The 24,493-nt window shown below is 57.6% G+C and carries 21 protein-coding genes; 8 read left to right on the top strand and 13 right to left on the bottom strand.

The features are described 5' to 3' along the window. Nucleotides 1-68: 68 nt before the first annotated feature. A complete protein-coding gene (locus Q3Y66_RS16635) occupies nt 69-1,295 on the top strand; it encodes an ROK family transcriptional regulator (RefSeq protein WP_008959432.1) in 1,227 nt (408 codons plus the stop codon). Here Q3Y66_RS16635 and Q3Y66_RS16640 read toward each other — a convergent pair. Continuing rightward, a complete protein-coding gene (locus tag Q3Y66_RS16640; RefSeq protein WP_008959431.1) occupies nt 1,292-3,037 on the bottom strand; it encodes an IlvD/Edd family dehydratase in 1,746 nt (581 codons plus the stop codon). The genes Q3Y66_RS16635 and Q3Y66_RS16640 overlap by 4 nt on opposite strands. 226 nt (nt 3,038-3,263) lie before the next feature. Here Q3Y66_RS16640 and Q3Y66_RS16645 point away from each other — a divergent pair, with 226 nt between their 5' ends. From Q3Y66_RS16645 to Q3Y66_RS16665, 5 genes are all read left to right on the top strand, one after another. Further along, a complete protein-coding gene (locus tag Q3Y66_RS16645; RefSeq protein WP_008959430.1) occupies nt 3,264-4,283 on the top strand; it encodes a TRAP transporter substrate-binding protein in 1,020 nt (339 codons plus the stop codon). A 97-nt stretch (nt 4,284-4,380) separates the two neighbouring features. Next, a complete protein-coding gene (locus tag Q3Y66_RS16650; protein WP_008959429.1) occupies nt 4,381-4,992 on the top strand; it encodes a TRAP transporter small permease subunit in 612 nt (203 codons plus the stop codon). After that, nucleotides 4,992-6,293: a TRAP transporter large permease subunit gene (locus Q3Y66_RS16655; protein WP_008959428.1), complete on the top strand. Its 1,302-nt coding sequence runs from the start codon at nt 4,992-4,994 to the stop codon at nt 6,291-6,293. The genes Q3Y66_RS16650 and Q3Y66_RS16655 overlap by 1 nt, the downstream gene beginning before the upstream one ends. A 34-nt stretch (nt 6,294-6,327) precedes the next feature. Next, a complete protein-coding gene (gene araD1, locus Q3Y66_RS16660) occupies nt 6,328-7,314 on the top strand; it encodes an AraD1 family protein (RefSeq protein ID WP_008959427.1) in 987 nt (328 codons plus the stop codon). 58 nt (nt 7,315-7,372) lie between these two features. Further along, the gene (locus tag Q3Y66_RS16665) at nt 7,373-8,947 is read left to right on the top strand and encodes an aldehyde dehydrogenase (NADP(+)) (RefSeq protein WP_008959426.1); all 1,575 of its coding nucleotides are present in this window, start codon (nt 7,373-7,375) and stop codon (nt 8,945-8,947) included. Between the two features lie 19 nt (nt 8,948-8,966). On the opposite strand, the gene Q3Y66_RS16670 is transcribed toward Q3Y66_RS16665, so the two are convergent. From Q3Y66_RS16670 to Q3Y66_RS16685, 4 genes are all read right to left on the bottom strand, one after another. Next, nucleotides 8,967-9,896 (bottom strand): Gfo/Idh/MocA family protein, encoded by a 930-nt coding sequence (locus Q3Y66_RS16670; protein WP_008959425.1) that lies wholly within the window; start codon nt 9,894-9,896, stop codon nt 8,967-8,969. A 107-nt stretch (nt 9,897-10,003) separates the two neighbouring features. Beyond that, entirely contained in the window at nt 10,004-10,774 is a 771-nt protein-coding gene (locus Q3Y66_RS16675) for a FadR/GntR family transcriptional regulator (protein WP_008959424.1), read from the bottom strand. A 31-nt stretch (nt 10,775-10,805) separates the two neighbouring features. Continuing rightward, on the bottom strand, nt 10,806-11,750 hold the full coding sequence (locus Q3Y66_RS16680; RefSeq protein WP_008959423.1) for a DMT family transporter: 945 nt from the start codon (nt 11,748-11,750) through the stop codon (nt 10,806-10,808). Between the two features lie 17 nt (nt 11,751-11,767). Continuing rightward, entirely contained in the window at nt 11,768-13,570 is a 1,803-nt protein-coding gene (locus tag Q3Y66_RS16685) for an IlvD/Edd family dehydratase (protein WP_008959422.1), read from the bottom strand. 305 nt (nt 13,571-13,875) lie between these two features. Here Q3Y66_RS16685 and Q3Y66_RS16690 point away from each other — a divergent pair, with 305 nt between their 5' ends. Next, entirely contained in the window at nt 13,876-14,952 is a 1,077-nt protein-coding gene (locus Q3Y66_RS16690) for a TRAP transporter substrate-binding protein (protein ID WP_008959421.1), read from the top strand. 59 nt (nt 14,953-15,011) lie between these two features. On the opposite strand, the gene nanR is transcribed toward Q3Y66_RS16690, so the two are convergent. From nanR to Q3Y66_RS16730, 8 genes are all read right to left on the bottom strand, one after another. Then, nucleotides 15,012-15,734, bottom strand: a complete 723-nt coding sequence (gene nanR / locus Q3Y66_RS16695) for a transcriptional regulator NanR (RefSeq protein WP_008959420.1) — start codon at nt 15,732-15,734, stop codon at nt 15,012-15,014. 64 nt (nt 15,735-15,798) lie between these two features. Continuing rightward, complete coding sequence (locus Q3Y66_RS16700; protein WP_008959419.1) at nt 15,799-16,887, bottom strand: Ldh family oxidoreductase; 1,089 nt, start codon at nt 16,885-16,887, stop codon at nt 15,799-15,801. Between the two features lie 46 nt (nt 16,888-16,933). After that, nucleotides 16,934-18,313, bottom strand: a complete 1,380-nt coding sequence (locus Q3Y66_RS16705) for a TRAP transporter large permease (RefSeq protein ID WP_008959418.1) — start codon at nt 18,311-18,313, stop codon at nt 16,934-16,936. A 42-nt stretch (nt 18,314-18,355) separates the two neighbouring features. Further along, the gene (locus Q3Y66_RS16710) at nt 18,356-18,898 is read right to left on the bottom strand and encodes a TRAP transporter small permease (protein ID WP_008959417.1); all 543 of its coding nucleotides are present in this window, start codon (nt 18,896-18,898) and stop codon (nt 18,356-18,358) included. A 61-nt stretch (nt 18,899-18,959) separates the two neighbouring features. Beyond that, the gene (locus tag Q3Y66_RS16715; RefSeq protein WP_008959416.1) at nt 18,960-19,961 is read right to left on the bottom strand and encodes a sialic acid TRAP transporter substrate-binding protein SiaP; all 1,002 of its coding nucleotides are present in this window, start codon (nt 19,959-19,961) and stop codon (nt 18,960-18,962) included. A 170-nt stretch (nt 19,962-20,131) separates the two neighbouring features. Further along, nucleotides 20,132-21,310, bottom strand: coding sequence for a four-carbon acid sugar kinase family protein (locus tag Q3Y66_RS16720; protein ID WP_008959415.1), 1,179 nt, complete (start codon nt 21,308-21,310; stop codon nt 20,132-20,134). Continuing rightward, on the bottom strand, nt 21,307-22,308 hold the full coding sequence (pdxA, locus tag Q3Y66_RS16725) for a 4-hydroxythreonine-4-phosphate dehydrogenase PdxA (protein ID WP_008959414.1): 1,002 nt from the start codon (nt 22,306-22,308) through the stop codon (nt 21,307-21,309). The genes Q3Y66_RS16720 and pdxA overlap by 4 nt, the downstream gene beginning before the upstream one ends. Continuing rightward, on the bottom strand, nt 22,305-23,069 hold the full coding sequence (locus Q3Y66_RS16730) for an SDR family NAD(P)-dependent oxidoreductase (RefSeq protein WP_008959413.1): 765 nt from the start codon (nt 23,067-23,069) through the stop codon (nt 22,305-22,307). Before Q3Y66_RS16730 ends, pdxA begins: the two co-directional genes overlap by 4 nt. A 232-nt stretch (nt 23,070-23,301) precedes the next feature. Between Q3Y66_RS16730 and Q3Y66_RS16735 the strand changes: the two genes are divergently transcribed. Beyond that, entirely contained in the window at nt 23,302-24,465 is a 1,164-nt protein-coding gene (locus Q3Y66_RS16735; RefSeq protein ID WP_008959412.1) for a fumarylacetoacetate hydrolase family protein, read from the top strand. Nucleotides 24,466-24,493: the final 28 nt, after the last annotated feature.

Raw genomic sequence — 24,493 nt, forward strand, 5'->3', positions numbered from 1 at the left:
AAATAAATGCATATGCAACTTAGGTCGCATTTTGCGATTTTTCACCTCGAACAATAACGGCATTTTTTATGGCGCTTCCGTCGACTGATACCAGCCGCTATGACAACACGCTGGCGGTAATCCGTACCCTGCGAGACCAAGGACCGGTTGCACGTGTTGACCTGGGTGCGCTGAATGGCATCAGCTCTGCAACGGTGACCTCCATCAGCGCTGAACTACTCCAGCAGGGGTTGATCACGGAACGGCCACCCGAAACACCCCGTCCCACCGGGCGTGGCCGACCAAAAACCTTGATTGAACTCGACCCTAATGCCGCCTGCGTGGTGTGCATCAAGCTATCGATCAATGAGATTCAGTTGGTGGTGGGCGATTTTTTGGGCCAAGTACGCCATAGCGAGTACCACGCGGTGCCCACCCTGATGTTGAGCGCCGAGGACCTGGAAACGCTGCTGGAAGAGAAGATCAGCGCTATTTGCGCGCAACAGCTAAAGGGATTTCAACGCTTGGCGGGGATCTGTTTGGCAGTGCAGGGGGTTGTCTCGTCGCAAAGCGGTACGATTATCTGGTCTCCCGCTTTAAGCTTTCGTAACGCGCCAATATCGGCACGTCTTGCCGAGCGTTTTCACTGCAGCGTGCTGCTGGAAAACGATGCTAACTGCATCGCCAGCGTACTGGCGGCACAGCCCGCCTATGTAGACTGCCCCAACTTAGTGGTCATTATGCTGGGCTACGGCATCGGGATGTCGGTGCTGATTAACGGCGTGCCTTATCTAGGCGCTAATGGCTCAGCGGCGGAGTTTGGACATAGCAAATACCACCCGGATGGCGCCTTGTGCGCCTGCGGCCGACGAGGCTGCATTGAAGCTTATGCCAGCGACTACGCGCTCTACCGCGCCGCCGCCGACCATTTAAACCTCCCCGCTGGCGATAGCGCCCACCCTTCAGAGCAGCAGATGCAGGCGCTGACCCAGCTGGCGTTGAACGGCGACCCGTCGGCGCAACGCATCTATGCCGAGGCGGGCCGGGCGCTGGGTATCGGTATCGCCAATGTGCTGGCGCTATTCAACCCCGATCTAGTGTTGATTACCGGTTCCGGCGTGCGTGGTTTTGACGCCATGCAAGCCACCATGCACAGCGCCATTGATGAAGCCCTGGTGGCCGAACTGAGAGGCACCACCCGCATCGAAAGCTGCGCCTGGGATCGCGACATGACCTGCATGGGCGGCATCGCCATGGCGCTACACGCTACCGATGGCGAGACGCTGTCGGAGAGTCAGGCCAGCTTCGTCAGTTAATGCGAATGACGCGGCACCTCGGAACCTCGGCAGCCCACCAGGAAGTCGAAGTCGCAGCCTTCGTCGGCTTGAAGCACCCGCTCGATATAGAGCTGTCGATAGCCGCCCTGGCTGGCAATCAGCGTCGAGGCGGCGGTGGGGTCGCTTTCGGCCAGACGCGAAGCCAGCTCTTCGTCACTGACCTCCAGATGCAATCGACCGCTTTCGCAGTCGAGCTCGATCCAGTCGCCGTTACGTACCGCGGCTAGCGGGCCACCGGCGGCGGCTTCAGGTGCCACATGCAGTACCACGGTGCCGTAGGCGGTGCCGCTCATGCGGGCATCGGAAATACGCACCATATCGGTAATGCCTTGGGCGAGGATCTTGGGCGGCAGGCCCATATTGCCCACCTCGGCCATGCCGTGATAACCGCGCGGGCCGCAGTGTTTCATGACCAGAATGTCGTTGGCTTCCACGTCCAGGTCTGGGTCGTTGATGCGCGCCTTGTAGTCGTCGAAGTCCTCAAACACCACCGCACGACCGCGGTGCTGCATCAGCTCAGCTGTTGCCGCCGAGGGCTTGAGCACCGCGCCATTGGGGGCGAGATTGCCCCGAACCACGCAGATGCCGCCGTCCGCGGTGAGCGGGTTATCCAGCTTGCGGATCACTTCGTCGTTATACAGCGGGGCGTCCTGAACGTTTTCCCACAGGGTTTTGCCATTGACGGTTAAGGCGTCCTTGAACGGCAGCCGGTCGGCCTCGCCCAGACGCTTGAGCACCGCAGGCAACCCACCGGCGTAGTAGAACTCCTCCATCAAGAACCGCCCTGAGGGTTGCAAATCGACCACCGTGGGGGTACCGCGGCCCACTCGACTCCAGTCGTCCAGCGTCAGATCCACACCGATGCGCCCGGCAATCGCCTTGAGGTGAATCACCGCGTTGGTGGAGCCGCCAATCGCCGCATTGGTACGGATGGCGTTGTCGAAGGCTTCCTTGGTGAGAATTTTGGAGAGCCGCAGATCTTCATTGACCATCTCGACGATGCGGTTACCCGAGAGGTGCGCCAGCACGTAGCGGCGAGAATCGACTGCCGGAATCGCCGCGTTGTGGGGCAGCGACGTACCCAGCGCTTCGGCCATGCAGGCCATGGTGGAGGCGGTGCCCATGGTGTTGCAGGTGCCCGCTGAACGGGACATACCCGCCTCGGCGGCCATGAAATCGTGCATCGATATTTCGCCTGCCTTGACCTGCTCGGAGAGCTTCCACACCACGGTACCGGAGCCAATGTCCTTACCTTTGTGCTTGCCGTTGAGCATCGGCCCGCCGGTGACCACGATGGTGGGGATGTCGCAGCTTGCCGCGCCCATCAGCAGCGCCGGGGTAGTCTTGTCGCAACCTACCAGCAGTACCACCCCATCCATGGGGTTGCCGCGAATGGCTTCTTCCACGTCCATGCTGGCCAGGTTGCGGGTGAACATGGCCGTGGGGCGCAGATTGGATTCGCCGTTGGAAAAGACCGGAAACTCCACCGGATAGCCGCCCGCCTCCAGGATGCCCTGCTTCACGTGCTCCGCGAGCTTGCGGAAGTGGGCGTTGCAGGGCGTCAGCTCCGACCAAGTGTTGCAGATCCCGATGATAGGCTTACCTTGAAACTCATGATCGGGAATACCCTGATTTTTCATCCAACTGCGGTACATAAAGCCGTTTTTATCAGCCGTACCAAACCATTCAGCGCTGCGTAGTGGACGTTGACGTTGGCCCATGAAGTTAACTCCTTGTTTTAGTTCGGTGACAGCTGACGGCCTAGTGGTATGTGTCGATGGCTGTTTTGAATTTGCACGACACTAAACCACCTTCAAGAGATAGTCGACCATACAAAAGTATATGTTGAACAATTGCTCTTAATGTTCAACATTACCCTCTCCATATGGGTCGCTGACCCCGTTCACCTCCACTTTCTCCACAACAAGAATCTTGAGGAATAGTGCCATGCTCACATCGAAATACAGTTTGCTACTCACTGGCTCAGCGCTGCTGCTAGGCCTTTCAACGGCTCAGGCGGCCGAGTACGAGTGGAAATTTCAGGCGTCAGAAACCTCGGGCGAGCCCAGCTTTAAAATCAAACAGGAATGGGCTGAGAAGATCACGGCGATGACCGATGGCCGTGTTGAGATTGAGGTAATGCCGATTAACGCCGTGGTTGGCCCCACCGAAACGCTCTCGGCGGTCAGTGCTGGTATCCTGCAGGGTCATATGACCGACCCCAGCTACTTCTCTGGCCAGGATCCCGCGTTCGGCATGCTCGGTAACCTTGTTGGCGCTTGGCAGAATCCCTACGACTTCTTGGAGTACATGAAGTACGGCGGCGGCGAAGAGCTGTACAACGAACTAGTCGAACCTTATGGCGCGCATTTGATCAGCGCAGCGACCTTTCCGCTGGAGTCAGTACCCTCCACGGTACCTATCGAATCCATCGCCGATTTTGAAGGGCTTAAGATCCGCGCCCCCCAAGGCATGGTGTACAACATCTTCGAGCGCATTGGCGCCACGCCCGTCAATCTGCCGGGCTCTGAGGTATATACCGGTCTGGAAAAAGGTGTGATCGACGCCGCTGACTCCACGGTGCTCTCCAACAACGACGCCATGGGCCTGCACGCCTTCGCCCCTTACCCGCTTTACCCTGGCTTTCACTCCATGCCAATGATCGCTGTCTCGATCAACAAGGATATCTGGGATGGCCTACCCGAGGAGCTACAAACGACGTTAAATACCGCCTTTGACGGCATGGCCTACGACTTGATTGCCCGCCTCAAAGAGCAGGATATTGAGACACTGCAGCGGCTTCAGGATGACCCAGACGTTCACCCCTTCAACTTGCCCGAAGAAGAGCGTAAGAAATTCCGCACCGCGGCTGAGCAGGAGTGGAAAGAGTGGGCGGGTGAAAATGAGATGACCCAGAAAGTCTATGACTCGGCGACCGCCTTTTTGCGTTCGCGCAATCTGCTCTAACGCTCTGTTCTCAATTTTCTGCTCTCAACTCTGCCTCATTAACCTAACCAACGCATCGCTCGGGAAACATCCCGAGCGATGCGCGTAGAGTCGCGCCATGTCTCAAAAAACGCCTGACAATCAATCTTCTTCGCCGGACACACAGGATCTCCCCGGGATCCTCGAAGCGGTGGAGGAGGTATCTCCCGAACGTAATGCGCTTGACCGATTGATCGCACGTGGCGGCCACGCTGTTTCCTGGTTGGTGCTGGTGGCAATGGGTATCAGCGTCGTCGAAGTTTTTATGCGTTACGGCTTTAACAACCCGACCTCGTGGGTGCACGAAACCGTCGTGTTTCTAATCGCCGTCATCTTTGTGCTGGGCGGACCAGCGGCCATGGCGCGCAATAGTCATATCCGCGTCAAAGTGCTCTACGACAGCGCCGGGCCACGCTTGAAATGCTGGATGGACCGCTTCAACGACCTGCTCACGCTGATTTTCTGCCTGTCAATGAGCTACGCCGCTTTTCATATGTTCTGGGGAGCGTCGCATAACCCGCTTGGCGAATGGTCACTGGAGCGCTCCGGCACCTCTTGGAATCCGCCGTTTCCAGCCATGTTGAAGGGCATGATTCTATTTGCTCTGGCATTAATGACTCTCCAGGCCACCCTGCACCTGTGGCAATCGCTTAAGGCGAAGCCCGCCACCACCACTGAGGAGCCTCGCTGATGGATATCTCAACCGCAACGATCCTCATGGTAGGGGCAATTTTCGCGCTGCTGGTCACCGGTTTGCCGCTGGCGTTCATTACCGGCTTGGTGGCGATGGCGTTCACCTTCGGCTGGTTCGGCGAAGCGGCGCTGCCGCTAGTTACCAGCCGCGTCTATGGTTTTATCACCGAGTATTCGCTGGTAGCGGTGCCCATGTTCGTGTTGATGGCATCGCTGCTGGATCGATCCGGCATCGCTAAAGATCTGTTCAACGCCATGCGCGTTTTCGCTGGCCGCTTGCCGGGCGGCGTTGCTGTGCAAACCATCGTCGTGGCGTTTTTCCTGGCTGCACTCTCGGGCATTATCGGCGGTGAAATCGTACTGCTAGGTATTTTGGCGTTGCCGCAAATGCTGCGTCTCGGCTATGACAAGCATCTCTCCATCGGGGTAGTGTGTGCCGGTGGTGCCCTGGGCACCATGATGCCGCCCTCAATCGTACTGATTATCTACGGTCTGATCGCCAGCGTATCGATTGCTGACCTGTTCGCCGCGGCCGTGACGCCAGCGGTAATTCTGATGGGGTCTTATATTGCCTATGTACTGGTGCGCTGCTTAAAAAATCCAGCCCTAGGGCCGCCGTTAGATAAAAATGCTCAAGATAACCCCTTCGCCACCAAGCTGGACGCGGCGAAAGCCATTTTGCTGCCTGGGCTGATTGCCTTTTTGGTGCTAGGCACTATCTACGGCGGGGTCGCCTCGGTCACCGAAGCGGCAGCCATGGGCGTCTTCGGCGTACTGCTTGCCACCATTATTCGCGGCGAATTCACCCCTGGCATGCTGCATCACAGCCTGGGCCAAACCATGAATACCTGCGGCATGATCATCTGGATCGGCATCGGCGCCGCCGCTCTGGTGGGCGTCTATAACCTGATGGGGGGCAACCGCTTTGTCTCAAGCTTGATTCTGGGGCTTGATGTAGCGCCGATTGTGATTATCCTGGTAATGATGGCGATTATGCTGGTGTTGGGGCTATTCCTCGATTGGATCGGGATTGCCATGCTGGCACTGCCAATCTTTCTGCCCATTGTTATTCAGCTCGGTTTCGACCCGATCTGGTTCGGCATTCTGTTCGCCGTCAATATGCAGGTGTCGTTCTTGTCACCGCCCTTCGGGCCCGCCGCTTTCTACCTTAAAAGCGTGGCACCCCCGGATATCAGCCTGAAGGATATTTACCTATCCGTACTGCCCTTTATGGCTATTCAGCTGTGTGTACTCGCGGCGCTATTGATGTGGCCGCAACTCGCCATCTGGCCGCTTTGATAACGACTACAATAGGTTTCATAAGGAGATCACTATGCGACTGATTCAGTGTGACTACCAAGGCCAAGTTCGCGCCGCGCTGGTAGAGAGTGAACAGCAAGTTAGGCTGCTCGACTGCGACACCTATACGCTCGCCAACCGCGCCATTAACGCTGGTCAGTCACTTAGTGACTCTGTGACCGCCGCGCTGACCGACACGCGTTTGGATTACCAAGCGTTAGTAGACGATAAGCACCTGCTGCCACCATTGACCCATTCCGATCCGGCCCACTGCCTGGTGACCGGCACCGGCCTCACCCACCTAGGCAGTGCCGACACCCGCTCGGCGATGCATGCTAAAGCCCAAGCTGCGGAAGAAGATCTAACCGACTCCATGCGCATGTTTAAGCTGGGGGTGGAAGGCGGCAAACCCAACGCGGGCGAGATCGGCGCGCAACCTGAGTGGTTCTACAAGGGTGATGGCCAGTGTGTGGTAGCGCCTGAAGCAGCGATCCCGTCGCCAGCGTTCGCTCAGGATGCAGGCGAGGAACCCGAACTGGCAGGCCTTTACGTTATTGGCAAGGACGGTCTACCCTGGAGAGTCGGGTACGCGCTGGGCAACGAGTTTTCTGACCATGTCACCGAGCGCTTTAATTATTTATGGCTGGCTCACTCCAAGCTACGCGCCTGCAGCTTTGGGCCCGAGCTATTGATTGGCGAGCTGCCAGCCCATTTAGAAGGCTCCAGCTCGATTCAACGTAACGGCGAGACCGTATGGGAAAAGCCTTTTTTGACCGGCGAAGCCAATATGGCCCACAGTCTGGCCAACCTTGAATACCATCACTTTAAGTACCCAGGTTTCCGGCGCCCTGGCGATATCCACGTACATTTTTTCGGCACTGCTACGCTAAGCTTTGCTGACAACATCAAAGTGCGCGAAGGCGACCGCTTTGAGATCCGTATCAACGAATTTGGCCGGGCTCTGCGTAATCCGCTCCAGGTGGAGGCAGACGCACCGGCGGTTACCGTTCAATCGCTTTGACATAGTCTTTTTAACACAACCGTTTTAATACTATTTTTTAGCACCAGCAGGAGGTTATATGAATTTGGAAGGCAAACTACTAATTGGTCAGCAGGCCATTAGCGGCCAACAGGCTGACATTCAAGCCGTTAACCCCGCCACCGGCGAAACGCTAAGCCCCGCCTACCCTGGCGGCAGCAAAGCCGAAGTCGAGCAGGCCTGCGCGTTAGCCGAGGCAGCATTTGATAGCTATCGCGAAACCGGCCTAGAAGCGCGGGCAACGTTTCTTGAGACGATTGCCGCTGAAATCGAAGGGATCGGTGATGAGTTGGTTGAGCGCGCCATGGCCGAAACCGGCCTGCCCCGCCCGCGCATAGAAGGCGAACGGGGTCGTACCTGTGGCCAGCTTCGTCTGTTCGCCTCAGTAGTACGCGCCGGGGAGTGGCTGGATGTGCGTATCGATCCGGCCATGCCCGATCGTGAGCCGCTACCGCGCGCCGATCTGCGTCAGCGCCATATCGGCCTGGGCCCGGTGGCGGTGTTTGGCGCCAGCAACTTCCCGCTCGCCTTCAGTGTGGCCGGTGGCGATACCGCCTCTGCGCTGGCGGCTGGCTGCCCGGTCGTGGTTAAAGGTCACTCTGCCCACCCCGGCACTTCCGAGCTGGTAGGCCGCGCCATTCAGCGCGCCGTGGCCGCGTGCAAACTGCCTGAGGGCGTCTTCTCACTGCTGTTTGGTTCTGGCAAAGAGATCGGTCAGGCACTGGTTGCTGACCCGCGCATTCAAGCCGTTGGCTTTACCGGTTCACGCAGCGGTGGCACGGCATTGATGGCCACGGCCCAAGCGCGGCCGCAGCCGATCCCGGTCTACGCTGAAATGAGCTCGATCAACCCAGTGTTTCTGCTGCCGGAAGCGCTCAAGGCGCGCGGTAAAGCGATTGCCGAAGGGTTTGTCGGCTCGCTCAACATGGGCGCTGGGCAGTTCTGCACCAACCCTGGGCTGGTCATTGCGGTGGAAGGCCCTGAGCTGGATGCCTTTGTTGCGGCGGCCGGTGAAGCTATTAAGGGTAGTGCAGGCCAAACCATGCTGACACCGGGCATTCATGACGCCTATCAGCAGGGCGTAGGTCGCCTCGCAAGCCATGCTAAAGTAACCGAAGTGGCGCGTGGCCAGGCAGGTGAGACAGCTCACCCCTGCCAAGCGGGCCTATTCGTTACCCAGGCGGAGGCGTTCCTGAGTGACCCCGAGTTACAAGAAGAAGTGTTCGGTTCCACATCGCTGGTCATCGCCTGTGCCGATGCTCAGGAAGTAGCCCGTGTGGCGGCTCAGTTGGAAGGCCAGCTCACCATTACGCTGCAGATGGATGACGGTGACTTGGCGACTGCCAAGCAACTGCTGCCGACGCTAGAGCGCAAAGCGGGACGCATTCTGGCCAACGGCTGGCCGACGGGCGTAGAAGTATGCCACGCCATGGTACACGGCGGCCCTTATCCGGCGACGTCGGATTCACGCACCACCTCGGTGGGCAGCGCGGCGATCTTCCGCTTCCTGCGCCCGGTGTGCTACCAGGCGCTGCCGGAAGGCCTACTGCCTGAGGCGATTCGTGATGGTAACCCGGCTGGCGTATCACGCTTGGTCGATGGTAAGCGTGAATAAACCAGCGTCACTCAAGACGTTACTCAATGAAGGCGTCGGTGGTTTCTCGATGACCGTATAGAAACGCATCGGCGACTTGGCGCAGCGGGGCAACATCCACCTCGCTGCGCCTGTTTGCGACTAGCTCAGCAAAACGTGCATAGAGGCCTTGATACTCGCGCTCTTCGGCTTCCACCACGAGTTCGCCGTCAATCATCAAGCAGCAGCCGCCTTGGGTAAGACTCAAGCGACTGCCATCACTACTCTCGACATGCATATCCCAGGTGGGCGGACCGCTCTGACGAAAGTCAAAGGCTGCCGCAATGGCTGCGCCTTCAGGGTCTGTAAAGGAGAGCTCCGCCGCAATCGGCGTTTGCGCATTGCTCGGCACTAGCAGCCGCGCTTGTTGCAGAAAAAACGGTTGAGGTAGGATTTCGGTCGCAATCGACAGCGCGTTAATACCGGGATCAAACACGCCCATGCCACCAGGCTGCCAGATCCATGCCTGACCCGGATGCCACACCCGCACATCCTCCTTCCACTCGATCTCAACCCGCTGCACCTGACGGTCGGCTAACCACTGCTGTGCGTGCGCTACGCCGGGCGCAAAGCGCGAGTGCCAAGCCGCGAACAGGCTGACGCCTTGTTGCTTAGCGCAGGCAATTAAGTCCTCTACTTCGCTTAACGTCGCCCCTGGCGGTTTTTCCAGCAGCACGTGTTTACCACGCATCAACGCTGCTCGCGCCTGTGAATAGCGCAAATGCGTTGGCGTACAAATGGCGACGGCGGTGATGTCAGGATGTACGTCAAGCATCGCCTCCAGGCCTTGATAAGCGGGTAAATCCGGCAGTGAGGCGTGGGGGTCTGCCGTGGCAACAAGGTGGCAGTTTGGAGTAGCGGCGATTGCCGGTAGGTGTTGGTCGCGAACAATCTTGCCCACGCCCACCAGGCCAAGGGTGAAGTCAGACATACGCTTGCCTTTGTTTTAAGGGAAAAATCGTTTTAATGGAAGAATCGCTTTAACGGAAGAAACGAATCAAGAATCGCTTAACTGAATGTGGCTGAGAGGGGTCAGGGTCAATGCGTGTTATGAGGCAACTCGACACTGCGGCCCAGTGAGCTGGCGCTGTGCTCTAAGCCCAACGCAGCGGCGGTGCCCGCCAATACAGCTTGAGCCGCTAAAAATGCTTCGCGGGGGCGGCGCAGGCGAATGCTCTCCATCAGCTGACGATGACGCTCCAGGCTTTCATCGGGGTCAACGGCATTCTCGTTGGACATGGACACCAGCATAAAGATAGAGGGCCGCAGGATATGCGATAGCTGCGCCCAGACAATATTGTGGGTCGCTTTGAAGATCGCCTCATGGAAGGCAACATCACACTCGCTATGCAGCCGCCGCTCCTCTTCGCAGGTGGCATTGCGCAGGTTCTGCCCCAGCCCTTCAAAGGCTTCTTCGATGGCCACCAGATCACGCGCTTTAGCGCGTTTGGCGGCGGTCATCGCCACATAGGGTTCTACATCCAAACGAAAGGCGAGGATTTCGCGCTGTATTTCCGGATTGGGGGCGGCGTAGCGGGTCAGCCAGTCGGTCACCTGAGCGTCGAGAATATGCCACTCTGAATACTCGCGCACTTTGGAACCATGCCCAGAGATACGCTCGATAATGCCCGCCTCCACCAGTTGGCGCAGGTCGCTGCGCACCGCCGAGCGATTGATCGCAAAGCGTTCACATAGATCCATTTCACGCGGCACAAGGTCGCCGGGATGATAGCGTCCGCCAAAGATCTCCTCGGCGAGGTATTCGGCGATACTGGGGCGAGCGGCTGGCTTGCTGAGAGATGACGTCACTACGTTAAGACCCTATTTCGATTCCTGCCCATCATAACGTACTTGACCGGTCTACTGTTATCGGTGAAGCAGGCTCAAATCCGGCGCGCATTCTTAGTTCAAGTCGCCGTTCATAAAGGCCCTTCGCACTCAGTGTGCCCAGTACCAGAACGCCACCGACCATAGCGATCGGCGCGGGTTGTTCACCTATAATCCACCAAGCTAATAGCGTTCCCACCACCACTTCAAGCAATAGCAGTAGGCCAACTTCGGCAGAGGGTAGATAGAGCGGCCCGCGCTGCAGCAGTGTCACACCGCAGGGCACGATAATCAGGCACAGCAGGATCACGACGGCGAGCTGGTTGGTGGCTGGTAGGCTCGGTTCACTCCCCGCCAGCCAAAACAGCCCCGCCGTGCTGCCGACAATCAGGCCGTTAAACACTAGCATCGGGCTCATATCCACCCCCGGCCGCGTGCGGCAGAGAGTGAAGTTAATGGCCAGGGTGGTTGCTGCCATCAAGGCGAAAGCGTTCCCCACCCACGAGCCGGCTCCCGCATCGTCCAGTGCGATCATCGCAATACCGACCATGCAGAGACAAATCGCCAGCCAAGTACGCCTGGGCAAACGCTCCTTGAGGATAATCCAGGAGAGAACGGCGGCGATAATCGGCGAACTGGCCAGTATCATCAGCACGTTGCCTGCCTTGGTGTACTGGTTGCCCAGCACGAAACCACAGGTGGTCAGGCTGAATAGCAGCGCCACGGCGATGCCGGTCCAGCCACAGCGACGGTAGGCTGCCAGCGTGCCTCGGCCATAGCGCGCCAAGGCAATCAGCAGAAAACCCAGCCCGGAGAGAAAACCGCGCCACATCAGTATTTCCGCATCGGGCAGGTCAGCTACCTTGATCAGCAAGGCATCCGGCGCCATGATTATCGCGCCGCCGCCGGTCAACAGCAGCCCCTGCTGACGATGCGAAAAGGTACTCCAACGACTCATGGGTGGTAACGATTCCTTTAGTGATTGTCTCTAGGCGGATGCCGACGGGCGACATCGCGATACTTGGTGGCGGGTTCCAGGGTCATCCCGCGATCCAGCGGCTCGACCATACTGCGTTGGATCTCTTGCCAAGGAGTCTGGTGGCCGGGGTAGCGGTAGCCACCCTGTTGAGCTAAGCGCTCGCGACGTGCTTCCAGCTCACTGGCTTCAATCAAAAGCTGTACCTCACCACGTTTGAGATCGACCCGCAGCCGATCACCGCTTTCCAGCAGCGCCAGGCCGCCGCCGGTAGCGGCTTCTGGGGAGGCATTAAGAATCGACGGCGAGCCAGAGGTGCCTGACTGGCGGCCATCGCCCAGGCACGGCAGCGATTCGATGCCCTGTTTGATCAGCGCCTCTGGCGGCTGCATGTTGACGACCTCGGCACCGCCGGGGTGGCCAACCGGGCCTGCGCCGCGCATCACCAGAATGGTACGAGCATCAATGTTCAGCGCCGGGTCATCAATGCGGGCGTGGTAATCCTCCGAGCCGTCAAAGACCACGACCTTACCTTCAAAGGCTTCCGGGTCGCTGGGATCATTCAGGAAGCGATCGCGGAAATCCCGGGAGATCACGCTGGTTTTCATCAATGCGGAGTCGAACAGATTGCCCTTGAGATTGAGGAAGCCTGCATGATTCACCAGTGGATCGTTATAACGGCAAATCACGTCGATATCCTGGGTTTCGCGACCCTGTAGGTTATCGCCTATCGAGCGGCCATTCACCGTCAGCGCATCACTGTGCAGTTTACCCGCCGTGTGTAACTCGTGGAGAATCGCGGGAACGCCGCCAGCGCGGTGAAACTCTTCGCATAGGAAAGCACCGGCAGGCATCACATTAGCCAGCAGCGGGATTTCATGGCCCAGACGCTGCCAGTCATCATTATCCAGCTCGATACCCGCATGGCGGGCAATTGCATTGATGTGCACCGGCGCGTTTGAAGAGCCGCCCAGCGCGGAACACGCCACAATCGCGTTTTCAAACGCTTCGCGGGTCAAGATATCCAGCGGGCGCAGGTCTTCCCAGACCATATCGACAATCCGCGTGCCGGTGTCGTAGGCGACCATCGCACGCTCTTTATAGGGCGCGGGAATCACTGCAGAACCGGGCAAGCTCATGCCCAACACTTCCGCCATGGAGTTCATGGTGGAGGCGGTGCCCATGGTATTGCAGTGGCCAATGGAAGGTGCCGAATCGCTGGCGCGGGAAAGGAACTCCGCGTAGTCGATATCGCCCGCTGCCAGGCGCTTACGTAGCTCCCAGATAATCGTGCCCGAACCCACCCGCTCGGCGCCGCGCCAGCCGTTTAGCATCGGCCCACCCGAAAGCACTATCGCGGGAATATTCACCGTTGCCGCTGCCATCAGCGCAGCGGGGGTAGTCTTATCGCAGCCGGTGGTTAATACCACGCCGTCTAACGGGTAGCCGTGGAGCACTTCCACGATGCCCAAATAGGCAAGATTACGATCTAACGCCGCCGTGGGTCGGCGCACGTTCTCATGAATAGGATGCATGGGAAATTCAAACGGCACGCCGCCTGCGGCGCGGATACCGTCTTTCACCCGCTTCACCAAATCAATATGGTGGCGGTTACACGGGGTTAAATCCGAACCCGACTGGCAAATACCAATAATCGGCTTACCGCTGGTCAACTCCTCCAGCGTGATGCCGTAATTGAGATAGCGCTCAATGCACAGCGCCGTGGTACCGGGGTGATCAGGGTTATCGAACCAGTAGCGTGAACGCAGCTGCTCAGGCGTTATGCGTTGAAAATTGGCCATGGGGACACTCCACGCCTAAAGTAAAGGTTGTAAGAACGTTTATAAGAACAGTTTTAAAAACTGCTATAAGAACGAAAGAAAGATTGCCACGAAGGTACGCTTTCTTTATTGCGGCGTCGATACATACAAAAGTATATGTTGAACATATACGAAAAACGTTACACATTCACCTAAGGGTCGCGGTGCTGACGCGTTAAAGCCAGCGCCGCTACCAGACAACAACAACAGCCACCACGCTGTAGCTCGCTTAGAAGACTAGACTCCCTTAGTAAAGCGGCCTACAGCACGCCAGGAGAATGACGATTATGCATCATCTTTGGAAGCGCACTCTGTTAGTGACCGGCGCTACGCTGCTCAGCTCAGGCATGGTTTACGCGCAAACACCCGATCTATCCGACCCGCCGGAGATTGAGGGCGACACCGTAGGTGACCACGGTAGCGTCACGTTACGCATGGGGCTTGGGTTGGCCGAAAGCTCGCCACAATACCTCTCTAGCCAATATTTTGCGGATATTCTTGACGAGCGCAGTGAAGGGCGCATTACCGTTAATATTTTCCCTAATAGCCAGCTTGGCGATGACGTGCAGATGATGGAAATGCTGCAGACCGGTACGCTGGATATGACCTATCCTTCTTCTTCTCCCGCCACGGGCTATGTTGAAGAACTGGCGGTTTTCGACTTACCGTTCTTGCTGCCCACCCGTGAAGCGGCCGTTAAGGCCATGCGCAGCGATGCTGCCCAGGAGATGCTTGACGCGTTCGATGGCACCGGTTTGAAAGCACTAGCGTTCTCTGAAAATGGTTTCCGCCAGCTCTCCAATAGCGCCCGGGAAGTCACTTCACCAGAAGATGTGGCGGGTCTAGATGTTCGCGGCTTGTCGATTCGCACCATGGAAAACCCGGTGCACTTAGCCATTTGGGAAGCGTTGGGCGCCAACCCCACCCCCATGGCATTTGGTGAACTGTTCTCTGCCATGGAGCAGGGCGTAGTGGATGGTCAGGAAAACCCCTGGAGCACCATTCTGACGTCCAATTTCCATGAAGTGCAGGATTATGGCTCCGAAACCCGCCACGTCTATACGCCCTTCATCAAAATGATCTCTCAGCGTACTTGGGACGAACTCGACCCTGAATATCAGGAACTTGTTCAGGAAGCCGCGCTGCAGGCTGCCGATTACGAAATCCAACTTTCCAGCGAGTACGACGACTGGGCGCGGGATCAGCTTGAAGAGCGTGGTATGCAAATCACCCGTCTTAATGACGAGCAGATTGCCGCTTTCCAGGAAGCCGTGCAGCCTGTGTACGAAGAGTGGGCACCGCGCATTGGCGAAGATCTCGTAGCAGAATTCCAAGAGATTGCTGAGTCGACAATGACTGAGTAATGCCATCCCTGCCGCCGAATAAAAAAGGCGGCAGGACTATTTATATGGCTTATAAAGCATTAAGAAGCGTCCGAGAGGCGCTTTTTTAGTTGCATATAAGTGCCGTAGTGACGGTCAAGGTGGCGTCGCATGGCCGCCTCGGCCGCATCCGGGTCGCGGGACTCAATGGCAGCAATGATTTCGGTGTGGGCAGCGGTCGCGGCTTTATCTTCATCTTTTTGCTGCAACACCAGCGCACGGCGATCATCAAGCCATTCGGAAAGCGCCACGTGAATGGCATCGAAGATGGGGTTACGGCCAATGCTGGCCAACACGCCATGGAAGTCATTGTCGGAGCGCTTGAAGCGAGCCTCGTCACCAATCGCATCGCGATTATCCGCCAACGCAGCATGAAGCCTAGCAAGGTCCTCTTCGCTGGCATGGCGAGCCGCATAGCGAGCCAACGAGATCTCGAACATGGCCCGCGCTTCCTGGAAATACTGCTGGCCATCTGGCTTGGAAAGCAGCTGTCTGGTGACGCCAGAAAGCCTGGCCATCACTGCATCGGCGGTGGGACGAATCACCCTGGCGCGTGTGCCACTGTTAATCGCGATAAGCCCAAGCTGTTGCAGGTGGAATAGCGCTTCGCGCACAGCGGGTCGGCCGACACCAAACTGCTCCATCAGCTCCCTCTCTGAAGGCAGTTGATCGTTTTCACTCAGCCGCCCCTCGAGAATCTCGGCCTCAAGCTGTTCGGCGACCTGTTCGGACAGCGTTTTACGCTCGATCCGGTATCTGCTCATAGGCAGTCACCCCTGGTTAACCTGGAATTCGCCGCCATTTTACTGCATTTCTCGTCATTATCCTTCAAACCAGCTGAGAGAGCGGCGTTATTTGGTACTGCTCGGCGATCTCGGCATAGAGTATTTGATTGGCAGAATCAAGCGGAATGCCTTCGGCGTCGCGCTGGGCCTGGCAGCGCCATTCACGATCCCCAGGCGCCATTACCTGGGCATTGGGTGCAGCAGGCTGGGCACGCAGGTCGGCTAGGTACTCGGCCATTCCGTGCGCAAAGGTGCCCGCCTCCACGAACGCATCTGGCTTCATGACCAGGAAGAAATGCCCTACCCCGCGTGGCGTCGACATGTCTGGCCCGCCCATGGGCAGCAGCTTGAAGCCATGCTGCATGCCCGACAGCATCGAACTCAGAACCTCCACGATGCCACCCAATCCCGCGCCCTTGAAGCCGAAGCCGCTGCCGCCCAGCGGCAACAGTGCAGCCACTTCGCTAGGAACGCGGCTTACCTGCCCGGCAGCATCCGCCGCGACTTGATCCGGCAGTTCGCGGCCAATCGCACCGAACTGCTGCACGCGATTCCAGGGCACCGAGCTGGTGGCCATATCCAGCAGGTACGGCGCCTCACCCGCCACCGGCGCCGCAAAGGCGATGGGGTTGGTGCCGTGAAAGGGCTTGGCGCCCTCATGCAGCAGCACAAAAGGGTCCGAATTGCAGAACGCCATGCCGAGATAACCGCGCTCGGCCGCTGCCAACGCATAGCATCCCGCCGCCCCGAAGTGCGACGAGTTGCCCACCGCGACGGCGCCCATCCCCACCGTCTCGGCCATCGCCATTGCGTGCTCCATAGCGGTGTATCCCGCCAAGTGGCCCAACCCGTCATCCGCATCTAAAAAGCCCGTGGCCGCTAGGCGCTGGTTAAACACCATGTTGGGGGCGCCGTTAATACGCCCGCCTTTGAGGGCCTGCAAATAGTGGGGCAACAGCCGTAAACCGTGGCTATCGGTCCCCATCCGCGAAGCAGTGACAAGGGCTCGGGTTACTGCATCCGCTGATGCCTGACCAGCTCCCGTAGCCGCCAACGCGGCTTGCATAAAACGGCTAAGGTCTTCACGGTTCACGCGAAACTCTTGCAACGTACCTGGCAACGTATCACTCATGGGTTAGATACTCCTGGTCTTAATATTAATCCGTTACCGGCACAACCTAGCGATAAATAAGTGTGGGTAGCCACATGGAGATCGCCGGAATAAAGGTCACCAATAGCAGGCAGATGACCAAGGGAATCAGGAACGGCATGGTGCCGCGCATGCAGCGCTCGAAGCTGACGTTAGAGACCCTGGAAAGCACATAAAGCACCATGCCGACCGGCGGGGTTAGCAGCCCTATCATTAAATTGAGCACCATGATCACCCCAAAGTGAACCGGGTCGACGCCCACGGCAACGGCCATGGGCAGCAGCACCGGCACCAGAATAGTGATTGCGGCGATGGTTTCCATAAAACAGCCAACGATAATCAACACGATATTGGCCATCATCAGCACGGCGAACTTGCTGTCAGCAAAGGGGCCCATTAGGGCAATCACGTTCTGGGTGACCTGATTGCTGGTGAGGATCCAGGCAAAAATCGATGCTGAGGAGACAATAAACAGGATGACCGCCGTGGTCTCGATGGTTTCCATACTGACTTTCAGCAGCTTGCGCCAAGTCAACGTGCGGTAAACCACCACGCCCAGAAGCAGCGCATAGAACACCGCCGCTACCGCGGCCTCAGTGGGTGTAAAAGCCCCGGTGATGATCCCGCCAACAATAATGATCGGCGTCATCAGCGATAAGAAAGCCCGTTTGAAGGTATGGCCAAGCACGCGCATCGAGAACACCGCGTCGCGCTGATAGCCGCGCCGACGCGAGATAATAAAGATCATCAGCATCAGCATGGCGCCCATCAGCAGTCCTGGAATCAGCCCCGCTGCGAACAGCTGGCCCACCGAGGCCGAGGCCATCACGCCGTAAATCACCATGGGTAGGCTAGGTGGAATAATCGGGCCGATGGTAGAGGAAGCAGCGGTAATACCTACCGCGAACTCCTCATCGTAGCCAGCGTCTTTCATCGCCTTGACTTCAATCATGCCTAGGCCGCCGGCATCCGCCACAGCAGCCCCCGACATTCCGGAAAACACAATGCTGGCACCAACGTTGACGTGACCCAGGCCACCGCGCATCCAGCCCATTAGGGCCTTGGCGAAATTGAAGATCCGCTCGGTAATGCCGCCGTTGTTCATCAAACTACCGGCAAATATAAAGAACGGAATCGCCAACAGCGGGAAGCTGTCGATGCCGTTGATCATGCGATGGGCCACCACGATATTGGGGACTTGTCCGGTAATCAGCACAAACATCAAGCAGGCGCCCGCTAGGCTGATGGCAATCGGCACGCCCAGCACCAGCATGGTGAATAGCGCGAAAAACAAAAAAGCAAGATGGTAGCCCATCAGCGGTAAGATCACGCAGCCCAACACTGCCAACGCCGCCAGCAGCGGGGACACCAGTGGCGTCTGCCAGCGCATCAAGGAAATTCGGGACATGGGAAACCTCTCAATGAAAATGGCACGACCGGAAACCACCCTTCACGCATCATTGGTACGATCCCGATACTTCAAATAAAGCCGCTGCACGGTGCGAAACGCCATCAGTACAAACGCCCCGCACACGGTGAAATAGATAATGCTCTTGGGTAGGTCGATGGAGACCATCAAACTACTGGTGCGGGATGCCAGTTGGTAAGTCACCCATGCCATCGCTATATAGAAACTAAGACTTACGAGGTTAACGAGCCGCTCCAGCAAAAGGGCTTGCCACGCAGGCATATAATGGTAGAAAAACTCCACCATGATATGGCTGCCATTGCGGGCAGCCATCACGCTACCCATAAAGCCCACTCCGATCAGCAAATAGCGGGCTATCTCCTCAGTCCATCCAATAGAGTCACCCATTACGTAGCGGCTAAAAAATTGGGCAAACACCACTAAAATCAGCGCCCAAAAGAGGATAAGGGTCACCAAATCTTCAATCCGGTAATCACTTAGCCTAAACGGAGCATCATCAAAGGCGGATTCAAAATCGATCATGGGATCGCCGATTGGCGCGTCGTCTTCTCGCGTATCATTCATGGCACCAAGCTCCAGGCACTCCGCCCGATCAAGAGCGGAGTGCTGCTAACCAAGGGTTGGATTACTGGCCGATAGCCTGAAGACGCTCGTAGGTTTCCTCATCCCACGTGGCAGCGTCGCCATTGTGGGCAGGCACTACGGCTTCACGAAAGATGTCGCGATCCACTTCGTTAACCGTGTTGCCCTGCTCCTCGAACCACGCCACCAACTCTTCCTCGGATTTGAGGATATCCTTAGTGTTGTTCTCGGCGGCTTCCTGGAAAACCTCGCGGAATATTTCACGATCCTCTTCGGAGAGCTGGTTCCAACGTGGGCCGCCGACAATAGTGATTAACGAGTCGGTGATATGGCCGGTCAGATTGATGTAATCCTGCACTTCGTGGAAAGCCTTGGCACGAATGGTAGGTAGCGGGTTTTCCTGTGCGTCTACCACGCCTTGTTGCAGTGCTAGATAGACCTCGTCAAAGGCGATGGGGGTGGGGTTTGCGCCAACGGCTTCGGGCATCATCATATACATCGGCGCGTTGGGAACGCGGATCTTCAGGCCTTCCATGTCCGCCGGCTCGTTGATTGCCTCATTGGAAGTGACATGACGCTCGCCATAGTAGTTGAGCGCCAGGGGAACGTTGCCTGTTTGATCCTGATAGCCCTGGGAAATCTCCTTGAATAGGTCACTGTCGGCAAAGGCCTGCCAGTGATCAAAGTCGCGGAACATATAAGCAGCACCGGCAATGCCGATAGGGCCGTAAGCGCGTCCAGCAAACTGTGTGCCGGTATAAATAACGTCCACAGTGCCTAGTTCAAGCCCTTCGTTAATGTCCTCTTCTTTACCTAACGATGAGGCAGGATGCACCTGCATGGTGTAGCGGCCATCGGTTCGTTCCTCGATCTCATCAGCGGCCCATAGCGCCCATTTGTGGAAGGGCTCAGAGGTTTCATAAACGTGGGCGAAGCGCAGATTTTCGGCGGCCTGAGCCGCAGCGGTAAAACCTATGCCTGCAGCGATTAGAGTGGCGGTCAGCAAGCGGGCCATTTTGATATGGCGTTGGCTTTTGTGGCTCATCGTGTACTCCTCACAACCATTGGATTTGTTGTTGGTTATAGTGCGAGTGGCAGTAGCAACGTAACCGATCATAGTGCTATATACGTGTCATACCACCCTATTTCAAACCTAGTTGGTCGCCCACCATTGCGCAACCCTCCCGATAAGGGTTTTCATCATGTTGATGACTACTAAGACGGCGGAGTGAGCTGTTCATGTAAACGCACTAGCAGCTGTGGATCGCCAAAGCCGCCCGCTTTCGTCATCACCCGCCGCCGCGAGTCCCCATCCATACATCCCAGCGCGACCCCTGGCGACCACTCAGCCTCTACGTTGATGTAGCTCACACCCTGCTGCGAGAGCACGGCCATGGCAATATCGCCTCCGGTTAAAAGCAGCAAACTCGATTCCTCGCCTCGCCAAGCAGACGTCATCTCAGCCACGTGGGCAGCCATCGCCTCGGCTACTTGGCTTGCCGTTCGCTCTACATCTTTTCCATCTTCTCCAGGCACCACGGCACAGACACCCATTGCAGAGTGGAGATACGTGTCACCACTGGCCTCAATAACAGCCAAAGCGGGTAAGCGCAGGCGCAGTTGCTGGAGCTGTTCGGCAGCGCGCGGGCTTCTAGATCCTACGGCATAAAGCACATTTTCGACGTTATTTAGCGAGCGAAAAGAAGCATCGGTCGATCCGCAAAGGTTCTTGGCCAGTGCCGTTGCCAGCCCCGCTGCACCCGCCATGGCCCAGTGATTGCCAGCACTCAGCACGCACTGATAGAGCGCTGAAAGCGCCTCATCGCTTTCGGCATCGGCGATGCAGTCTCCGCTAGGGAGCGGAACCTCACGTCCAGATTGATAGCGCTGTAGCGGCAAACCGCTGGCGGCAAATGCCAGATCAATCGGGCCGACCAGGGGCGTAGATCGGGCATCCTTTTGATAGGTGGTATCAGCCAGTGGAGTGCCATCCACCCACACTTCGGCATGACGCACTGTTCGCCCCTGGGCCGGTACGGCGGGTGCCATCAACAGGGGAAAACCAAGCGCTTCTCGCAGTGCCATGCACTCTGCAATTACCTGACCACGCAGGGTCGAATCGACCTTTTTGAACCACTGATGCGGCGCTACTCGCGTGAGCAAACGCACTGTTTCGCTCACCCGAAGCGCTGCCTCCTCGGATGGCAGATGGCGGGATTCGGTATTCACGGCAATGACCTCTGGCCACTGGCCTTGCCATGCCTTCAGTGTTGTTGCTAAAGCCTCCAGGCTGATCACCACGCGGGCATCTGCCCCCCGCGCGGCGAACGGGGCGGCAGTGTCTAGCGCGCCGGAAAGATCATCGGCAATAATTGCCAATCGGCAGCCGTTCATGCCTTGGCGCCACTGGCTAACCGCCGGGCGTAGGCAATGGCTGATCCCATGTTGGTGGCATCGGCTTTGCCCTGCCAGGCAATATCAAAGGCGGTGCCGTGATCCACCGAGGTGCGCTGAAGCGGCAAGCCGAGACTGACATTCACCGTGGTATCAAAAGCAATCAGCTTGACGGGGATATGGCCCTGGTCGTGATACTGGGCAATCACCAAATCGAATTCGCCTTTGGAGGCGCGGTAAAACACCGTATCCGCAGAGATAGGCCCGCTCACATCAAATCCGCGCTCGCGCAAGCGCTCCACCGCTGGAGCGATACAGCGGCTATCTTCGTCGCCAAAAATACCCCCTTCGCCACAGTGGGGGTTGAGGCCTGCCACGGCAATGCGCGGAGCCTTCATGCCCAACGCGAGCAGATGCGCATGCCCCGCCTCAACGGTGGCAATGATGCGTTCGGGGGTCACCCGGTCGATCGCATCGCGTAGTGACACGTGGGTGGAAACATGCAGCGTCGAGAGCGTCTCAGATGCCAGCAGCATGAACGACGAGGGCGCACCGGTCAGCGATGCCAGCATGCCGGTGTGGCCATCGTAATGGTGCCCTGCTTCATGCAGCGCCGCCTTGTTCAGCGGCGCGGTGACAATCACCTGCGCTCTCCCCGCCTGTATCAACTCTACGGCTTTCTGAACGCAGCGAAACGCCATATCACCCGCCCCGGCACTGATTTGACCATCGGGAATGTCAGCACCTTCCGGCATCTCGACCACACCGACCGCCACATGATCCTTACCGCTTTCTGCCTGCTCTAGTGGCACGAATTCAAGCGCGGCACCAATACTCGCCGCTGCCCGGCGATAAATCACCGGGTCACCAATGACCATCGCCGTGGCGCGCTCAGCAGCGGACATGGCACTCAAGGCGCGGCAAATGATCTCCGGGCCAATACCGGCAGGATCGCCCATGGTGATCGCAATGTCATAACAGCGTGGGGAGCTATTCATGGCATTAACTGCCCGCCGTTGACCTCGATGATTTGACCCGTGACATAGCCACTGAGGGTATCGGTCGCCAGAAAAACGTACGCACCCACACACTCTTCCGCCGTGCCTAAACGGCCCATTGGGATCGATGCCCGAGCGGCGTTTAGATGAGCATCGCTGGAGTGGCGATCATGGAAGTCGGTGGCAATCGTACCGGGGGCAACGGCGTTAACGCGGATATTATCTCCCGCCAGCTCCTTAGCCATATTGCGGGTAATCGTACTCACAAAGCCTTTGGCAGAGGCGTACAGGCCAGCACCGCCCCCACCGCCATTGCGCGCGGCAATCGAGGTGGTGTGAATAATATTGCCGCCGCCTGCGCGACGAAAATGCGGCAGCGCCGCCCGGCTGGCCATAATCACTGAACGGACATTGAGATCCATGACCCGGTCATACTGGTCATCGTCCATCTCCTCTAAGCCAACACGGCCCATCATGTCCCCCGCGTTATTGATCAACAGGTCTAAACCGCCCAAACGCTCGGCGGCATCGTCGACGAGTTTTTGGGTTTCGCTGGTGTGGCTAACGTCAGCTTTAAGGGTAAAAGCGTCCCCACCCGCATCGCGAATCGCCTTGGCCACTGCTTCCGCGGGCGCTTCACTGCTGTGATAATGCACCGCGACGTGCGCTCCCAACGCCCCCAACTGTTTCGCCACTGCTGCGCCAATACCCCGGCTGGCACCAGTGATCAGCACGCGTTTACCTTTCCACTCGTCTAACATGAAATTCTCCTTAACACTTTTTGTTTTATGGTGAGAGCTGTGCTTAGCGACACTGTCTTCATCTAGATAGATTTAACTATCGACCCGAAATAGAACGGTGCGCTAGAGTAAGCCATGAACTGGCATACCTGTCATACAACACGACATCTATAACATGATAGGCGATGGCGTGTTTAGCGCCAGTCGCCTACCACTGCTAACAAACTAATTCTAAGAACGAATGGAGAAGCACATGAAGCCACTTTCATCGACGGACACACTTCCCGCCGACCTGGGTAACGCGCTGCTGGTTGGCCGCGTTTGGCTGGAAGGCAGCCATCCCGGCCCTGCGCTAGTGACTGTCAACAACGGTCAGGTGATCGACATTACCGAATTCGGCCCCACCATGGCTGATCTGCTGGAACGCGACGACCTACAAGCGGTAGTGCAGCGGGCGGAAGGCCCCAATCTGTGCAGTGTTGAGGCACTGTTAGAAAACTCTCAGCTACCCCAACCACAAGCGCCCTACCTGCTTGCGCCTTGTGATGTGCAGGCCGTAAAAGCGTGCGGCGTCACCTTTGCTGTCAGCCTGTTAGAGCGAGTGATCGAAGAGCAAGCGGGCGGCGACCCGGCGCGGGCGGTGGAGCTTCGCGACGATTTGCAGGCGCTGATAGGCAAAGATCTTTCTAAAATCAAGCCAGGCTCTGACGAGGCGATGTCGCTGAAAAAGGCACTTCAGGCGCGCGGTGGCTGGTCACAATATATGGAAGTCGGCATCGGCCCCGATGCGGAGGTGTTTACCAAAGCCCAGCCGCTCTCATCAGTAGGCTTTGGCACGCCGGTGGGTTTGCATCCCTCCTCTCAGTGGAATAACCCCGAGCCGGAAATCGTCCTGGCGGTCGATAGCCGCGGCCAGGTGCGCGGCGCCACCTTAGGCAACGACGTCAATCTGCGCGACGTCGAGGGGCGCAGCGCCCTGTTGCTCGGCAAGGCGAAGGATAACAACGCCTCCTGCTCACTCGGCCCGTTTATCCGTCTATTTGACGACCACTTCGATATCGACAGCGTGCGCAATTGCCAGGTATCGCTACGTATCGAGGGTGAAGACGACGACTTCTTGCTCCAGGGCGAGAGCGACATGCGCGAGATTAGCCGCGATCCTCTGGATCTAGTGCAGCAAACCATTGGCGCCCATCACCAATATCCAGACGGTTTTATGCTGTTCCTGGGCACCATGTTCTCGCCGATTCAGGATCGCGACGGGGAAGGCCAGGGGTTTACCCACCACCAGGGTGATCGCGTCACTATCGCCACCCCTTCGCTAGGCGCCTTGGTCAACCGGGTAGGCCGCAGCGATCAGTTACCGCCCTGGACCTACGGCATTCGCGAACTGATGCGCCACTTGGCGCGCCGCTGATACTGACAATCAACACGCCACTCATCGC

Source organism: Halomonas sp. HAL1 (assembly GCF_030544485.1).
GTDB classification, from domain to species: domain Bacteria; phylum Pseudomonadota; class Gammaproteobacteria; order Pseudomonadales; family Halomonadaceae; genus Vreelandella; species Vreelandella arctica.

Bases quoted from the DNA above. Each gene is read 5' to 3' on its own strand.
- Q3Y66_RS16635 (WP_008959432.1), top strand. From the start codon at position 69: ATGGCGCTTCCGTCGACTGATACCAGCCGCTATGACAACACGCTGGCG.
- Q3Y66_RS16640 (WP_008959431.1), bottom strand. From the start codon at position 3,037: ATGGGCCAACGTCAACGTCCACTACGCAGCGCTGAATGGTTTGGTACG.
- Q3Y66_RS16645 (WP_008959430.1), top strand. From the start codon at position 3,264: ATGCTCACATCGAAATACAGTTTGCTACTCACTGGCTCAGCGCTGCTG.
- Q3Y66_RS16650 (WP_008959429.1), top strand. From the start codon at position 4,381: ATGTCTCAAAAAACGCCTGACAATCAATCTTCTTCGCCGGACACACAG.
- Q3Y66_RS16655 (WP_008959428.1), top strand. From the start codon at position 4,992: ATGGATATCTCAACCGCAACGATCCTCATGGTAGGGGCAATTTTCGCG.
- araD1 (WP_008959427.1), top strand. From the start codon at position 6,328: ATGCGACTGATTCAGTGTGACTACCAAGGCCAAGTTCGCGCCGCGCTG.
- Q3Y66_RS16665 (WP_008959426.1), top strand. From the start codon at position 7,373: ATGAATTTGGAAGGCAAACTACTAATTGGTCAGCAGGCCATTAGCGGC.
- Q3Y66_RS16670 (WP_008959425.1), bottom strand. From the start codon at position 9,896: ATGTCTGACTTCACCCTTGGCCTGGTGGGCGTGGGCAAGATTGTTCGC.
- Q3Y66_RS16680 (WP_008959423.1), bottom strand. From the start codon at position 11,750: ATGAGTCGTTGGAGTACCTTTTCGCATCGTCAGCAGGGGCTGCTGTTG.
- Q3Y66_RS16685 (WP_008959422.1), bottom strand. From the start codon at position 13,570: ATGGCCAATTTTCAACGCATAACGCCTGAGCAGCTGCGTTCACGCTAC.
- Q3Y66_RS16690 (WP_008959421.1), top strand. From the start codon at position 13,876: ATGCATCATCTTTGGAAGCGCACTCTGTTAGTGACCGGCGCTACGCTG.
- nanR (WP_008959420.1), bottom strand. From the start codon at position 15,734: ATGAGCAGATACCGGATCGAGCGTAAAACGCTGTCCGAACAGGTCGCC.
- Q3Y66_RS16700 (WP_008959419.1), bottom strand. From the start codon at position 16,887: ATGAGTGATACGTTGCCAGGTACGTTGCAAGAGTTTCGCGTGAACCGT.
- Q3Y66_RS16705 (WP_008959418.1), bottom strand. From the start codon at position 18,313: ATGTCCCGAATTTCCTTGATGCGCTGGCAGACGCCACTGGTGTCCCCG.
- Q3Y66_RS16710 (WP_008959417.1), bottom strand. From the start codon at position 18,898: ATGAATGATACGCGAGAAGACGACGCGCCAATCGGCGATCCCATGATC.
- Q3Y66_RS16715 (WP_008959416.1), bottom strand. From the start codon at position 19,961: ATGAGCCACAAAAGCCAACGCCATATCAAAATGGCCCGCTTGCTGACC.
- Q3Y66_RS16720 (WP_008959415.1), bottom strand. From the start codon at position 21,310: ATGAACGGCTGCCGATTGGCAATTATTGCCGATGATCTTTCCGGCGCG.
- pdxA (WP_008959414.1), bottom strand. From the start codon at position 22,308: ATGAATAGCTCCCCACGCTGTTATGACATTGCGATCACCATGGGCGAT.
- Q3Y66_RS16730 (WP_008959413.1), bottom strand. From the start codon at position 23,069: ATGTTAGACGAGTGGAAAGGTAAACGCGTGCTGATCACTGGTGCCAGC.
- Q3Y66_RS16735 (WP_008959412.1), top strand. From the start codon at position 23,302: ATGAAGCCACTTTCATCGACGGACACACTTCCCGCCGACCTGGGTAAC.